Source organism: Methanosarcina subterranea, assembly GCF_055385895.1.
The window spans coordinates 2,895,804-2,911,457 of record NZ_AP042426.1; the positions used below are offsets into that span (position 1 = coordinate 2,895,804).

Genomic DNA, 15,654 nt, shown 5'->3' on the forward strand with positions numbered 1-15,654 from the left:
ATAAATTCAATATATTTATATAAGGAAAAGCCTGCTCTTTAAAAATCCAGATCGATAAGTCTGAAAAAAGTATTTACAGGCGAGTTAGAACCTCTCCCTTCGCCTGTTGTGGTTTATACTGAAATCCAGTTAATTTCATACCTTAAAGTTCTCTCTTGCCCATTTTGCACCGGCTTCAAGCACCTGTTGATTGAACTCAATGACTTTGGGTTTGCCTGCGAAATTTTCGGCAAGAGCTTCTTTGAAGGCTTCTTCTTCAAGTCCGGTTGCATTTAGCCCCAGCAAAGCACCGAGCATAAAGGAATTTGCAGCTCTCTCATCGCCTGCTTCTTTGGCTTTTTCGGTTGCCGGAACCGCAACGGCTTTTACACTTGCTGGAGTCTCGACTTCGCCTATGGTCGAGTCATAGAGGATAAAACCTCCTTTTCTTACCGCTCCTTCAAACCTCTCAAGGGAAGGACGATTCATGGCTACAAGGATGTCAGGGGTATAGACCGTAGGAGAGCCTATGGACTGACCTGAAATCACGACCGAACAGTTCGAGGTTCCTCCACGCTGTTCCGGGCCGTATGAAGGGAACCATGAAGCATTGAGGTTTGCTTTTACTCCTGCCTGTGCAAGGATAATGCCCATGCTCAGGACTCCCTGCCCTCCGAAACCTGCAATCTTGGTCTGGATCGGGGCAAAGTCGGTCCTGGAAGGTTTTTCCTCAGCTCCGGATTCAATCCCGTAAAGTTTTTCCAGGGCTTCCGTTGTAAAGTCGCTTACGCCCCTGTGAAGGATTTCTGCTTCTGCAGAGTTATCCCTGAAGTTCTTAAGCGGGAATTCCGATTCCATTTCTTCGTTAATGAACTTTACAGCCTGTTCGGCATCCATCCTCAAATTTGTCGGGCAGGCGGCAAGGACTTCCACAAAGGCATAGCCTTTGCCATCGCGCTGGATCTCCATCGCTTTCCTGATAGCTTTTCTGGCTTTCCTTATATGAGAGATATCCGAAACCGAAACCCTTTCGATGAATACAGGAGCTTTCAGGTTGGATATGAGTTCACACATGTGCAGCGGGTAGCCTGCAAAACGGGGGTCACGGCCTTCAGGAGTCGTAGTTGTCTTTTCCCCTATAAGGGTCGTAGGAGCCATCTGTCCGCCTGTCATACCGTACACGGTATTATTTACGAAAAAGACTGCCAGTTTTTCTCCTCTATTTGCTGCCTGCAGAGTCTCGTTCAGGCCGATTGAAGCAAGGTCTCCGTCACCCTGGTAGGAGATAACCACAGCATTTTCTTCAGCCCTTGAGACGCCTGTCCCAACTGCAGGGGCACGGCCGTGAGCTACCTGGATATTGCCTGCGTCAAAGTAATAATAAGCAAAGACTGCACAGCCCACAGGGCTGATCATAACTGTCCTGTCCTGGATTCCGAGGTCATCAATTGCTTCAGCGATAAGCTTGTGCAAAACCCCGTGTCCGCAGCCTGGGCAGTAGTGAGTGGCAGTTGAGGCTGCTCCTCCTTTGCGCGGATAGTCCGCATACAGGGCTTTTGGCTTTCTGATAACCTTCTCTCCGTTGGTGATTTCTGCTGCCATTTTTATGCCTCCCCTGCAACTTTTCTGATTTTGTCCATAATCTGGTCGAGGGTGATCAGGTTTCCTCCCATGCGGTTTACCAGTTCCACAGGCCGTGAACAGCTGATAGCAAGTCTAATGTCGTCTATCATCTGCCCGTTGCTCATCTCAACAGAGATAAAAGAGCATCCCCTATCTGCAAGGGTTTTCAACTGCACTTCAGGGAATGGGAAAAGTGTCTTTGGCCTGAAAAGCCCTACTTTGATTCCTGCCTGTCTGGCAAGATCCACTGCTGACCTGCAGATCCTGCTGCTTATGCCGTAAGAAACAAGCACGATTGAGGCATCTCCGGTCATGTATTCTTCGTAATCTACCTCGTTCTGCTTTATCATGTCATATTTTGCCTGCAGTTTCTCGTTGAACTTTCCGAGTTCATTAAAGTCCAGAAAGATTGAAGTTATAAGATTGGCTCTGGTTTCTGCTGTCCCATTGACCGCCCAGCTGGTGTCGGTTTCCGGGGCAAGGGCTTTATCAGGGAACTCCAGGGACTCGATCATTTGCCCGAGCACTCCGTCAGCAAGCACGACTGCAGGGTTCCTATATTTGAAAGCCAGATCAAAAGCTTTCATGGTAAAGTCACACATTTCCTGCACTGAATTGGGAGCAAGTACAATGGCCCTGTAATTTCCGTGCCCTCCACCTTTTACGACCTGGTTGTAGTCTGCCTGCTCGGGCCCGATGTTTCCAAGACCTGGACCTGCCCTCATGATATCTATAAGCACACAGGGAAGTTCTGCACCTGCAAGGTAAGAAACTCCCTCCTGCATCAGGCTAATTCCGGGACCTGAAGAGGATGTCATGACCCTATGCCCGGCCGATGCCCCTCCATAGACCATGTTGATTGCAGCTTCCTCAGACTCGGCCTGAACAAATTTCCTGCCAATTTTCGGGAAGTAACTGGAAGCATCGTGCAGGATCTCACTTGCCGGAGTAATGGGGTATCCAAAGAAACAGTCACAGCCGGCATAGAGTGCGCCGACGATTACTGCGGAGTTACCTTTTACGAGTTGTGTTGCCATCTTTTTTCCTCCTTATCCTGCCTTATTCGGCTTCCTCCTCTTTCAGGGGAATATGGATTTCCAGTGCCAGGGGCTCAGGGCAGGTATAATAGCAGCTTGCACAGCCTGAGCAGCCTTCTCCTTTATACTCTATGTAATGGTAACCCCGCGCGTTCAGGCTCTCACTCATGAAAAGCACTTCCTTCGGGCAGGCAAGAAGACAGCGTCCACATGCCTTGCATTCCAGAATATTAATAACAGGGTACGGTTCTTTTTTATCATTTTTTACCATATAGAATCCTCACGCTATTCTTCCAGTCCCTGTTTTTCTCCGGCCGGTATTATATGGCAGACAGGAGCCTATCATTTTTAAGGGGCTTTCTGAATCCTTATATGCTCTTGAATTCTCTTCTCTTCTTGAACTATAGTATTTCTTGAATTGTAGTATCTCTTGAATTACAGTATCCTTTTGAGAGTAAATCCGAATTATCTATACCTTAGGCAAACTTTTCAGAAAAAGTTTAAGGTACTTATCTCTTTCCTTTCTTTTTCCTTTTTCGGATTTGATCGGATATATTTGATTGGGTACAGTACTCTAAAAATCCTGTTACTGAGTCTGATCTTTATCCCGGATCTCCACCCTGCGGATTTTTCCGCTGATGGTCTTCGGGAGTTCGGGAACGAATTCCACAATTCTGGGATACTTATAAGGAGCCGTGACATTTTTTACATGTTCCTGCAGCTCTTTCTTAATGGCATCGCTTGCAGTATAGTCTTTTGTAAGCACAACGGTGGCTTTGATGACCTGGCCTCTGACTGGGTCGGGAACTCCAGTGATTGCACACTCGAGCACAGCCGGGTGCTGGATGAGGGCACTTTCCACTTCAAAGGGCCCAACTTTGTATCCTGAGGTCTTGATGATATCGTCAGCCCTTCCCACAAACCATAAGTACCCGTCTTCATCCATCCAGGCCATATCTCCGGTATGGTAGTAGCCGTCATGCCAGGTTTCTTCTGTCCTTTCAGGGTCTTTTCCATAGTGGACAAAGAGGCCTATTGGTTTTTCGTCCTTTGTGTTGATGACGATTTCCCCTTCCTCTCCTACCTCACAGAGCCTGCCGTCCCTGTCCATGAGTTCAATCTTATATCCAGGGGTGGGTCTTCCGATTGACCCGGGTTTGGGTTCCATCCAGGGAAAAGTCGCAATGGTAACAACGGTTTCAGTCTGCCCGAACCCTTCCATAAGTTTAATCCCTGTAAACTCAAGGAAGCGATTAAAGACCTCAGGGTTCAGGGGTTCGCCTGCAACAACTGCATACTGCAGGGTACTGAAGTTATAGTGAGTAAGGTCCTCTTTTATCAGGAAGCGATAGATAGTGGGCGGGGCGCAGAAGGTCGTAACCCCATATCTGGAGGCTTTTTCAAGCATGTTTTTGGCTTCAAACCGGTCATAATCGTAGACAAAAACCGCGCAGCCGGCAATCCACTGCCCGTAAAGCTTACCCCATACGCATTTACCCCAGCCGCTGTCTGCAACAGTGTAGTGCAGCCCGTCATCCTCCACATTCTGCCAGTATTTTGCAGTGAGAATATGTCCGAGGGGGTAGGTGTTGTCATGCTCTACCATTTTTGGGAAACCAGCGGTTCCGGAGGAGAAATAGACAAGGCAGATGTCTTCATTCTTTGTCGCAGCATCGCCTGTGGGGCGTTCGAAAATCGAGGGAACTTCCTCAAGTTCCTTTCTGAAATCAATCCAGCCTTCCCGGGCTTCTCCTCCTACCACGGCTTTTTTGAGAGGGATATCCCCACATTCGGCATGGGCTTCATCTACCTGTTCCGGAACGTCATCTTCGGAAATGCAGACAATCATCTTCAACCCGGCTTTTTCAATTCTATATACAATATCCCGGGTTTTCAGCATGTGAGTTGCAGGCACTGCTATTGCTCCGAGCTTGTGTAGTCCCAGGATGCAGTACCAGAATTCGTAACGGCTCTTTAAGGTAAGCATTACATAGTCGCCTTTTCCGATGCCGTGTTTTGCAAAGAAATTTGCAGCCTTATCGCTGTAGTACTTCATGTCTTTGAAAGTAAAACTCCTCTCTTCCCCGTTATCATCACACCAGACCATGGCAAGTTTTTCAGGAGAATCTCTTGCATAGGCATCGACCACGTCATAGGCAAAGTTGAAATTTTCAGGGACCAGGATTTTGAAGTTTTCCTGGAAATCCTCATAGGATTCAAAATCGGTTTTGGAAACAAATTGGCTCAGCAAGGAAGTCATTCTGGACACCCGTTTTATTTGAATTTTTCTATATTCCTATACTTATTCAGGCTTCAAGAGGCTGAATTTAAATTTTAAAAAACTCTGAGAGTTTTTTACCTTTATTTCGAATTTTTCCTGTATTCGAGTTTTTTATGCGAGTTTGCGTGAGTTATTAAGAATGGGTTACTCAGGGTTGCATTTAATCCGGGTTACAAAATAACTGCCAGGAACTTAGCGGGTTCTCCATCCAGGGCTTCCATGGCATGTTCATAATTGGAATCAAAATAAATGGAGTCTCCTTCATTAAGGGTGATTTCATTATTATGGATGTAGACCTTCAGGCTTCCCTCAAGCACATAATTGAATTCCTGACCCGGATGGGAGTTTGTGTCAGGTTTTGTTCCTTGAGGTTTGGGTTCGACTGTAACAATGAAGAACTCCGCTTTTTTATGAATAAACTTTTCAGCCAGATTCTGATACCTGTACTGTATTCTCCTCTCAACACTTACTCCTTTTCCGCCCCTTGTAACTGTAAAAATGTTCATGCGAGGCTCTTCTCCTGTCAGAAGAGTAGCCATATCTACCTGCAGCCGGTGTGCAATTTCAAAAAGTATACTTGCCGGAATATCCTCTGTTCCGCTTTCGTATTTCTTGTAGATTTCGGATGAGACCTGAAGATACTCTGCCATTTTTTCAACAGAAATATCTGATAGCTCCCGCAGTTCACGTACGCGGGATGCAATTTCCTTTATTTTTTCCTGCATAATCAAACCTTCTCCAGCTGTATTCATTTAAGAAACCTAACTTGAATATTTACTTAAAAACCTTTGCGCTCCATCCAGGCTTACCTGAACCTGTTAGAAAAAAATTCTTCCAGAACCATTGAGAATTATAATTAATATACATTACCATTCAGAGACTTTGAAACGCACTTGTATTAAAGAAAAATAGAATGCGTAAAAAGAAAGGGAAAAAACGGAAAGAAATACGAAAAGACAGGAAAGGTGGGAAAGATGGGAAAGATGGAAAAAAGAGAATGATGATTTCCGATTTGCGTGTGAATGAATATGAGAGCATTAATCATGCTGGAAACTTTGATCCCGAAGTAAGCAACTATGTACACTTTCATACATTAGTGTAATCAAAAAACAGGTTATTCTTTATATATTACTATTTGCCATCTTCTATCCGATTAGATTTTGTATTCACTTTAATTTTTTATTGATTTTAATTTTAATCTCTTTTTTCTAATATTTCTTTAAACCAACAATTTTATATCCTTTCCTTATAAAAACTTATTAAGTAAATTCCTGGATCTATATAGGGGTTAAGATGGCACAAACGCAAACTTTCAGGCGAACCTGCTTTTTACTGGCAATATTAATTTTGATTTCAGTTTCTGAGACTGGAATGGCGTCGGAATTTCGTGTTTGGCCGGGGGAATCCATCCAGGATGCAGTAGACGAATCGTTTCCTGGAGATATTATCCTTGTAGAACCTGGGAAATTTAATGAAAGTATCCACGTTAACAAAGAAAATATAACTATAAAGTCGGTATCCGGGAATCCTGATGATACCTTTGTTTCGGGGGAGACCCAGGGAAGTTATATTTTTGAAATAGTTGCCAGTAATGTAAAGGTCAGCGGGTTTTCGATAGTTGAAGGTAGATGTGGAATTTTCCTTAATAATGCTGAAAACTGCACCATAAGCGGAAACAAAATTTCAAACCAGGAAGCAGGAATTTACCTGTTCAACTCCAGAAATAACCTGTTGAGTAACAATATGATATATTCAAACCTGGACTGTGGTATCAAATTGCTGGCTTCTTCTAATAACGTAATCCACGACAATTACTTCGACAATGAAGAGAATGCCAGGGACTATAAGTTCAACGTCTGGAATGGGAGTACAGGCAATTATTGGAATGATTATGAAGGAACGGATGAAAATGAAGACGGTATAGGGGATTCTGCATATGCCGTTAACTCTGAAACCGGAAGTATGGATTGCATGCCTTTAATGAAATACGCTCCAGCTCCTCCGATACTGCCCAGAGCGCGTTTCACTTCAGATGTGACAGAAGGCTATGCCCCTTTCTCTGTCAGGTTTAAGGACTTTTCCAAAAATGCCACGTCTCGGTTATGGGACTTCGGGGACGGAAAAGTTTCAAGCTATCCAAATCCTGTGCATACTTATTCCAGTGCGGGAGAGTATGTAGTTTCTCTTACTGCCAGCAACAAGAACGGTAGTGATTCAGCATCTATAACCATATATGTTCTAAACACCTCCGAAATGACCGGTCCTATACTTCCTAAAGCTCAATTTATTTATAACGCCACAGGCGGACACGTTCCCCTTGTCATAAAATTTGTTGATATTTCCGAGAATGCAGATTGCGTTACGTGGAACTTCGGTGACGGCAAGACATCCTACTGTTCAGAACCTGAGCATGTTTTCTGTTGTCCCGGAAATTATACTATCTCCCTTAAAGCTACAAATGAAAACGGAACTTCTTCGACATCTGTAGTCATAACCGTCCTGAAAGCTGGCAAGGGAGAGGTTGAGGCTGCCGACAATACAGGGAGTTCGGGTGGAACGGAAAACTCTGCAAATGTGGATAGTATCTCAAATAAAAACGACATATCCAGTGCAGAAGAGAATAGAACAGATGCAACAGAAAGTATTGGTGACCCGGAAGTTATTGCCAATACACAAAATACAGGTGGTCTGAAAAAATCCATTACAAAAAACTCCATTACAATGTATACCAGCAATACTGGTGAATCCACAGATGTCGATAGTATTATTGATGCAAAAGCAACTGGAAACTCAGAATCAAACTCTAAAATCGAAGGCGAGAAGACAGGTAGTGCCAGGATTATCAACAGAGAGGAACTTGAATCTATAAAAGATTCCGTTGTTTCCACTGCCAGCTCAAAGATTCTTATGGAAACTAGACTTTCCCTGGAAAACGAAACTCTCAAGGTTCAGAAAGATATCGAAAATTTTGTAGATGATCCCTTACCCGGGTCTGCAGGGAATTCCTTGTCCGGATCTGTAAAGGGTTCCTTGCCTGGAATGGAGAAAAGAATCACCCCATGGATTCCATCGTTTATTGGACTTGCCGGGATAGTTTTCATGATTTCCATGCTGAAAAGAAGCGGAAGGAAACGAAAATGACGTCCCGTGAAGAAAAAAACCTGAGAAAGGGAGCTGACATTATCAACAGCAACCCACGATCAGGGCAACACAGTTATCTTCATGGTTTTTGATTTCTTCGTGCGTGGCGTTTTTTAACCATTTTTTCCCACCGTGGACAGCATGGTCTCCGCATATAAAGAAAATTGTACCTTCTTCTGCATTTTGAAAGATCTCTTCAAGATTTTTATCGATGGCTTTTGCGGCTTTTTTCATTTCTTTCCAGGTTTCTGCCCTGTGGGAGTAGCGGTCAAGGGCTCTAAGATGTACGGACAGGATATCGGGCTTTTCCCTGAGAGCATGTAAAGCATACTCTGTTATCTGGCAGTCATAATCAAGTATATCTTCGGAGTTAGGAACCCCATAGAAATCTTTTATTCTACCCCTAAAACTCTCGGCTCCTTCGGACTCTATCACGGCCGAAGCTTTCATTCCTGCCCTGTAAGCCCATTCCATGATGCTTTTCAGCCTTGGATTTTCAGAATCTTTCGCTGTTTGGGCATAGATGTCTGCTGTTGAGTAAATATTATGCTCTTCAGGGAGATAACCCGTAAAGATTGAAGCGATTGCAGGAGACGTGATAGTTGCCGGAGATCTGCACTTAAACAAAAGACCTTTTTCGACAATTTCATGCAAATTTTTCATTACCGGAGAAAGGTGCCAATAAAGAGAGTAGCCAAGGCTGTCAACTACTATAATTACTGCTCTTTTGCAGCCTCTTTCCTTTGCATAATTTTCGACTTCACGGATTGGCCTTCCTGACGGCGGAACCATAGGAACTTTCAATAATCTCGAGATTGTAGGCGCAATATCAATAGTGCTGCATTCTAAAACTTTCATATCTCTCCCTTGTATTATCTGGTATGACAGTTTATATTCGTTTCCCGAATTGTGCCTCGCCCGAATTGCGCCTCGCCCGAATTGCGCCCCGGGAGTACGCGGTCCTTTTCACTCCACTCCGTTTCGCTCAAGAGGACTAATTTATGAATTTTAGAGTGAGCTTTGCTTAAGAGTCCTGAAAAAGGACTAAATTACAAATATTTCGGACTCGTACAACCTTATTTCGGACTTGTACAACCTTATTTCTGACTGGTAAAACCTTATTCGCCAAACTTAGTCGTTCCTGTCACGTTCGATGAAGGAGAGTGGCTTTTCCCATAAAAAAGAAGAAAAGGAAGAAAGCAAGGAGCTTGTTTTTTTCTGCAAGCTTTTTTCATGTCTATTTTATTTCCTTTTTTTTGGCAGGCTGCCAGATAGGCTGGCAAAGGCACTTTATAAAGTTGGATTCAATAACGGCTTTCGGGACCAGAAGGATTGTTTCTGGACAATACCGCATTCGGGAGCTGTTTTTTCCCGGTTAACAGAGAGATTACAGTCTAATGAGACGCAAAACAAATGACTATCAAGGCACCATTTTAGATATCAAGGAATAATAGCAATCGGTTAACAAGAGAATATCAAAATACTCTGGATTGGAGAAAATAAGTTTGAGGATAGAATAAAATGGGCGTAAAAAATGAAGAGTTTTCTGAAGAATCTCCTGAAAAATTCCCGGAGGGAGAGTTTCCTGGAGAAGGCGAAGAGTTCTCCGAACTTATAAAGTATACAATTCCAGGATATGTTTTAGGGCTTCTTGCAGGGATTTTTCTGGACTTTCAGGGCTACCAGCGGAGCCCTGTGGGGCAGTGGCTTGTCAGGACTCTTGCAGGGGAAGGGGAGAGCATTTTTGAAGGGGTCTTTTCTATCCGCCAGCGCCTCAGGAAGGCTGAAGGGAGCATGGCAGAAGCCTACGGCTGGGGTAAGTTCTTCGGGATTGCCTTCCCCTGGATAATCGACCTCGGAAGCCGGCTGGCTGGGGTCGATGTTTATGGAGTTGAAGGCTTCTACATTCCATATTTCTATGCTCTCAGTGATCAGATAGGAGCCAATATTTCAGGCATGCTCTTCCTCAAACGTGCCGAAGGGTCATGGAGAGCCGGCTTTTTAAGATATGTCCATCACCCGGTTATGCTGGCAAGTCTTTTTGTAATCACAATTGTTCCGCTCGGATTGCTTGGGGCAAGAATTATGGGTTTCAGCCCTACAACACAGACCTTCACAGCGCTTGAGACTATTGCTGCAAATCTCTGCTGGATTCCGCCACTCATTGGATGGTTAAATGAGAAGTACCGCTAAATTTCAAGAAAAAATAGCAGTAGTGATCGTAAATTATATATCCAGATAAAGACTACATATGTAGTGATTATACTACATATGGTGCGAGTACGGTCTATTCAGGTAGATCGGGAAAAGAAAGTAAAAAATTGAGGGTGAAAAAATGAAGAAAAGTATAATATCAATTCTCCTGGGCCTACTGCTGATAGGCACATTCGGGGCATTTGTTGTCAGTGCAGTTGCTTCGGATGATGCAAGGAACTACGGCTCTGGACCCATGCACAGGTGGGCTGCCAGATATACAGACTCAGGGTATAGTGCAGGCAATTTCTCTTATTGCCCTTACAACAACGCAGATGAAACCGTAGAACTTGAAGTTGAAACCATAGATGACGCTTTTGAAATAGCCAGGGCAGAAATTGATAATGACGTTTCCAAAGATGACATATATCATATGAGCCGCTGGTGGATTGTTTACTATGAGGATGAAGACGGAGTTTACACACAGGCAAGAATTGATGCAGTGACCGGTGAGGTATTTACCGGATACAGCGTTCCTGCAGGACCTCAGACAGGCGGCAGGTTTGCCCGTGGTTCCGGATATGCTCGAGGCCCCGGATACTGTATGGGATATGGCAACTAAACTCCGACCATAAACCATTCTTTTTTATTTGTTTTAACCTCTCAGGTTTAACCCCTCAGGTTGCTTCTTAAGTTTTTCGTCCTTTTATATTGATCTTTATATATTAGACTCCTTCTAGCGGACATTTTTTATAATTATGGTTGAAATCAGTATCTAAGGAGAATCGATAGAATAAGGAAAAAAGTATGAAAAATGGATCAAGAAAACGGATAAGAAAACAGATAACAAAACGGATAAGAAACGGATAAAATAAAAATCTGGTTTTCGCGAGGTGAATGGTTTGAATGGTATGGGGTACGGCATGGGGTATGGCTCTTTCTGGGGCTTTCTCCTGAACCTTCTTGTTATCCTTCTCATTGTAGGCGTAGTTATGATAATGCTTAATAGGGCAGGCTACACGGCTCCTAAAGATAACGAGCGGCTTGTTAAGATTGAAAAAGATATTGAAGAAATCAAAAAAACAGTTGAAGATATAAAATCCAAACTGGAAGAAATCTGAAACTTAATATCCTTGAAATGACTTCCAGGATTATTCCAGATCAGGAAATTATATAATAATGAGGGTGCACCAGGTGGAAAAATCACTTCAGCAAATAGTGGAAATTGGCGAAGCCCTCTCCCATCCCGTAAGGCTAAAACTACTTTACCTGCTGGCTGAGAGAGAGAGGTATGTATACGAGCTCGCCAAGGATCTGGACCTCTCGAGACAGGTAGTAAACCTGCATTTAAAACGCCTGGAAAAAGCCGGATTTGTTGAAAGCGACCTCAGGCTCGAAGACGATGATATGCGGGCAAAGAAGTTTTTCAAGCTGAAAGAATTTGATGTTTCTCTCTCAATGGATGATATAAAGAAGCTTTTCGAATGAATTTTCAAAACATCTGCATTAAACTTAGCTGAAAGCAGTTACACTGGCCCCCTCTTGATATTGACTTACTTTATTCTGTACGCTCATTTTACACTTCTTGAGTTTTTTATACCGTGTGCCTCCGGGTTAATTGGCTTGCATTCTTTTAAACATCGTAAGTATTTTCCTCTATAACTGCTTCTGTCGTTGCGGGCTGCTTGATTTCCTTCTATGATAGATAAAAGAAAAAAATAACAAACTGCGGCGAGAGCTTTTTCCTAATGCTTCTTCTCCTGAGTTTCGCTTCGGGATCATAGAAAATCAGGGATTTTTCAGGTTGCACTGCCAGTACAATAGCACGAGGTCTGTTTCAGCAGAGTTGCGGCTCTGCAGTGCGCTGCCCTTTTCGCTGCGCTCAAGAGGACCAATTTATGGGTTGGCAGCATCAAGCCTCGGTCAGATGACTAACTTATAAGGTCTTTAACCCGTACAACATTACTCGCCATATCGGGCCGTTCTTGTCACGCTCGACGAAGGAGAGCGGCCTTTCCCGTAAGAAAAGAAAAGCCAGCATGAAAGCCAGAAAGTAAAAGAGGCCGGAGAATCAAATCGGAAAACAGCAAATCGAAACTTATAAACCGTGGTTTTTCAGGTTTCAAGCCCCAGAAATCCTCAACAGGAATATATTCAAAGGCATCGTACTATTCTTTGGGGATTAGGTATGGTTGGAGAGGTTAGCGAAAGTGTTAAACTTTCATCCGGGTTCATTCTCGGGGAAATTCTCAAGCTGTATGAGGAAATAAAGGATCTACCTGAAAAAGAAGTTCTTTACGGTTCTTCCGATCTATATGAGTCACTTTTTCAGAGGTTAAATTCCCTTATTACGCTGGATCTCAAAGATAATACAGTCCAGGACCTTTTGGACAACCGGGAACTTGAACCGATTTTTATCTCCATTTACAGGTTTAGAAACCTCTATACTATAAGGCTTGAAACCGGGTATGCAGACAATATCCTTGCGAGTAAATCGCCCTGGAAAGTCCTTGAAGAGTTTCCCTTCTACGGGAATTATCTCAAACTGGTCAGAACGGAATACGAGGGTCTCGGGCTCAAACAGGGAGATAGAGTCCTTTTTCTCGGGAGCGGACCCCTTCCCCTAACCCTGATCGTTTTTCTAAAGCAGCATGGGGTAAAGAGCACAGGGATAGAACAGGATCCTGTGAGAGCAAATCTCTCTAAAGAGGTACTTAAAAAGCTTGAAGTTTACGGAGATATCGGTATACTCAATGGAAACCATTTTTCATTGAGTAAAGAAGATCTCATAAACCCTGACTCAGGAACCGGAGCCATTATGATAGCTGCCCAGGCCGAACCGAAAAAAGAAATTCTTAATCACCTGTTGAAAGTGATACCTGTTGGGTGCAGGATTTCGTATAGAATTTATGAGAAAGGATTAATGAAACTGCTGAATAGAGATTTTCTACCTGATTTTCCTGAAGGCTTTAAGGAACAGAGAATCCAGCCTGAACCTCCTGCTTATAACACGGTTGTGTTTCTGGAAAAAAAGAAATAATTGCTCCAGGTTTCTGGAGCATTACAAATGTATTTTTTCGAATTTGATTTCGATTATGATATATTCTCCGAAATTCGGTGATTGATAGTACTCGATATGTTACCTGTTTTTGTTTCATTATCTGGCATTTGGTATTCTTTTATCTTGTGGTGGTAGTGTTGCTACAGACGTTGACTACATTACTTTTCATAACTGTACAGTTATTGTTGCTTATGGTCAGGTTAACTCTGTAATTTCCGGGTTTATTATATACGTGTATAGGGTTCTGCTCAGTTGAGTTTGTCCCGTCTCCAAAGGTCCAGTACCATTTATTCGCATCTTTTGATAGGTCCGTAAACTTTACCACCAGAACGAGACTGCTAGTGAAGTTTGCAGCAGGACATTTTGGTACTGTAGGACATGTAGGACATGGACAGGTCGGACATGGTGGCTTTTGTACTGGAATAACACACACACAATGTCCAGATGGAGGAACAAGAATGCTCCTTGTAGGCGCCGTTGATATGATGTTGTTGTTTATCGTGTTAATTACAGTGATTGTGTTGCTGTTAAGATTAGTCACATGTGCTTCATTTCCTATTACTGAAATTGCAGCAGGATATTCTCCAACATTAATTGTGCCTATAATGTTGTTGTTTATCGTGTTAATTACAGTGACAGTGTTGCTGTTTGCGTTACAAACAAATGCCTTTTCTCCTGCGACTGCAATTCCAGTAGGATAGCTTCCAACATTAATCGTGCCTATAATGTTGTTATTTATTGTGTTAATTACAGTGACAGTATTGCTATTAGCATTAGTCACAAATGCCTTTTCTCCTGCGACTGCAATTCCGGCAGGGCGCTCCCCAACATTAATTGTGCTTATAATGTTGTTATTTATTGTATTAATTACAGAGACAGTATTGCTGTTAACGTTAGTCACATATGCCTTATCTCCTGCGACTGCAATAGCACCAGGACTCTTTCCAACATTAATCGTGCCTATAACGTTGTTATTTATCGTGTTAATTACAGTGACCGTGTTACTATTAACATTGGTCACATATGCCTTTTCTCCTGCAAATGCAATTCCAGAAGGATAATTTCCAACGTTGATTGTGGCTTCAACACTGTTGTTTATTGTGTTAATCACAGAGACAGTATTGTTGTTAATGTTAGTCACATATGCATATGTTCCATTTGGACTGACCGCAACTCCTCCAATATCGGAGCCTAATTCCAATGTGGATGTAGTATTATCTTCGTTAACTATAGTGAAAGTACCATTCGTTTCCACTGCTGGTGATATGATTTCTGGTACTGTTACATCCTCCTCTGGTACTGTTACAACATCCTCTGGTACTGTTATACTATCCCCTGATACTATTATATCCTCCTGTGGTATTGTTTCAATAGGCTCTGTTACTTCTCCGGTAGGCTCTGTTACTTCTCCGGTAGGCTCTGTTACCTCTTCAGTAGGTTCCGTTACCTCTTCAGTAGGTTCTGTTACCTCTTCAGTAGGCTCTGTTACTTCTTCAGTGGGTTCCGTTACCTCTTCAGTAGGTTCTGTTACTTCTTCAGTAGGTTCCGTTACCTCTTCAGTAGGTTCTGTTACCTCTTCAGTAGGCTCTGTTACTTCTTCAGTAGGTTCCGTTACCTCTTCAGTAGGTTCTGTTACTTCTTCAGTAGGTTCCGTTACTTCTTCAGTAGGTTCCGTTACCTCTTCAGTAGGTTCCGTTACTTCTTCAGTAGGTTCTGTTACTTCTTCAGTAGGCTCTGTTACTTCTTCTGTTTCATTAGTCCCTGGATCTATTGGTAATAACGTTTCCCCATTCTGTGCGCTTACTGACGCAGCAGTTATTGATATTAAAAAAAAAATCACCGTGAAAATACTTAATATCTTTTGTGTTCGGTCAGATTTTTGTTTCCCCATTTGTTATACACTCCAGATTTTGTTAAGTTTGATACAATTTTGACCTGGTTTTTTACCCCACTCCCGTTCGACAGATCTACTGGAAAATATTTATTACAATCCGTCGCCCATACTAATTTTTAAAAATTATCATCAAAGTTTTATACAATTAGCATAGCCATTGAAGTGCCTTCAAATTGTATCAGGGAAAGATTATATTGATCTGATATAATAATTAGAGAAATATAAATAAGTATATTATAATAATAAAAGCTTTGAAGTAGATCGTCTAGTCCCTATAAATATATGTCAAGAAGCTATTTTTTTAACGCATTTCCTGACCTCAAAAAAGGGTCAACAAAACATAATCCGTTAACCGAATGTGAAAAGAGACCGGAAGTTCATATTGTCTTGAATAAAATATATTGGGCGAACATACAGATTAGTTTCATATCTTCATACATCTTAT

At 42.7% G+C, this 15,654-nt stretch carries 14 protein-coding genes; 7 read left to right on the forward strand and 7 right to left on the reverse strand.

Features of this window, described 5'->3' with window-relative positions:
• Positions 1 to 135: 135 nt before the first annotated feature.
• The 5 genes from ACZ5A8_RS12785 to ACZ5A8_RS12805 form a co-directional block, all read right to left on the reverse strand.
• Positions 136 to 1,581: a 2-oxoacid:acceptor oxidoreductase family protein gene (locus ACZ5A8_RS12785; RefSeq protein ID WP_464529483.1), complete on the reverse strand. Its 1,446-nt coding sequence runs from the start codon at positions 1,579 to 1,581 to the stop codon at positions 136 to 138.
• 2 nt (positions 1,582 to 1,583) lie between these two features.
• Complete coding sequence (locus tag ACZ5A8_RS12790) at positions 1,584 to 2,639, reverse strand: 3-methyl-2-oxobutanoate dehydrogenase subunit VorB (RefSeq protein ID WP_464529485.1); 1,056 nt, start codon at positions 2,637 to 2,639, stop codon at positions 1,584 to 1,586.
• A 22-nt stretch (positions 2,640 to 2,661) separates the two neighbouring features.
• On the reverse strand, positions 2,662 to 2,910 hold the full coding sequence (locus ACZ5A8_RS12795) for a 4Fe-4S dicluster domain-containing protein (protein WP_229390362.1): 249 nt from the start codon (positions 2,908 to 2,910) through the stop codon (positions 2,662 to 2,664).
• Positions 2,911 to 3,225: 315 nt separating this feature from the next.
• Positions 3,226 to 4,899: an AMP-binding protein gene (locus tag ACZ5A8_RS12800; RefSeq protein ID WP_464529487.1), complete on the reverse strand. Its 1,674-nt coding sequence runs from the start codon at positions 4,897 to 4,899 to the stop codon at positions 3,226 to 3,228.
• 191 nt (positions 4,900 to 5,090) lie between these two features.
• Positions 5,091 to 5,645, reverse strand: coding sequence for a helix-turn-helix domain-containing protein (locus ACZ5A8_RS12805; protein ID WP_464529488.1), 555 nt, complete (start codon positions 5,643 to 5,645; stop codon positions 5,091 to 5,093).
• 188 nt (positions 5,646 to 5,833) lie between these two features.
• On the opposite strand from ACZ5A8_RS12805, the gene ACZ5A8_RS12810 reads away from it, so the two are divergent.
• Complete coding sequence (locus ACZ5A8_RS12810) at positions 5,834 to 6,022, forward strand: hypothetical protein (RefSeq protein WP_464529490.1); 189 nt, start codon at positions 5,834 to 5,836, stop codon at positions 6,020 to 6,022.
• A gap of 269 nt (positions 6,023 to 6,291) precedes the next feature.
• Positions 6,292 to 8,061: a PKD domain-containing protein gene (locus ACZ5A8_RS12815; protein ID WP_464529491.1), complete on the forward strand. Its 1,770-nt coding sequence runs from the start codon at positions 6,292 to 6,294 to the stop codon at positions 8,059 to 8,061.
• A 42-nt stretch (positions 8,062 to 8,103) separates the two neighbouring features.
• Here the strand turns inward: ACZ5A8_RS12815 and ACZ5A8_RS12820 are convergent, their stop codons facing one another.
• Positions 8,104 to 8,919 carry an alkaline phosphatase family protein gene (locus ACZ5A8_RS12820; RefSeq protein WP_322223087.1) on the reverse strand — a complete coding sequence of 272 codons (816 nt, stop codon included), beginning with the start codon at positions 8,917 to 8,919 and terminating at the stop codon, positions 8,104 to 8,106.
• A gap of 663 nt (positions 8,920 to 9,582) precedes the next feature.
• On the opposite strand from ACZ5A8_RS12820, the gene ACZ5A8_RS12825 reads away from it, so the two are divergent.
• From ACZ5A8_RS12825 to ACZ5A8_RS12845, 5 genes are all read left to right on the forward strand, one after another.
• On the forward strand, positions 9,583 to 10,254 hold the full coding sequence (locus tag ACZ5A8_RS12825) for a hypothetical protein (RefSeq protein WP_464529493.1): 672 nt from the start codon (positions 9,583 to 9,585) through the stop codon (positions 10,252 to 10,254).
• 142 nt (positions 10,255 to 10,396) lie between these two features.
• Positions 10,397 to 10,876 (forward strand): PepSY domain-containing protein, encoded by a 480-nt coding sequence (locus ACZ5A8_RS12830; RefSeq protein ID WP_464529494.1) that lies wholly within the window; start codon positions 10,397 to 10,399, stop codon positions 10,874 to 10,876.
• Positions 10,877 to 11,147: 271 nt separating this feature from the next.
• Positions 11,148 to 11,375 carry a hypothetical protein gene (locus tag ACZ5A8_RS12835; protein ID WP_416182797.1) on the forward strand — a complete coding sequence of 76 codons (228 nt, stop codon included), beginning with the start codon at positions 11,148 to 11,150 and terminating at the stop codon, positions 11,373 to 11,375.
• A gap of 73 nt (positions 11,376 to 11,448) precedes the next feature.
• A complete protein-coding gene (locus ACZ5A8_RS12840; protein ID WP_229390354.1) occupies positions 11,449 to 11,742 on the forward strand; it encodes an ArsR/SmtB family transcription factor in 294 nt (97 codons plus the stop codon).
• 700 nt (positions 11,743 to 12,442) lie between these two features.
• Positions 12,443 to 13,294, forward strand: coding sequence for a nicotianamine synthase family protein (locus tag ACZ5A8_RS12845; protein ID WP_464529496.1), 852 nt, complete (start codon positions 12,443 to 12,445; stop codon positions 13,292 to 13,294).
• A 139-nt stretch (positions 13,295 to 13,433) separates the two neighbouring features.
• Here the strand turns inward: ACZ5A8_RS12845 and ACZ5A8_RS12850 are convergent, their stop codons facing one another.
• Positions 13,434 to 15,206, reverse strand: coding sequence for a PKD domain-containing protein (locus ACZ5A8_RS12850; RefSeq protein WP_464529497.1), 1,773 nt, complete (start codon positions 15,204 to 15,206; stop codon positions 13,434 to 13,436).
• Positions 15,207 to 15,654 lie beyond the last annotated feature (448 nt).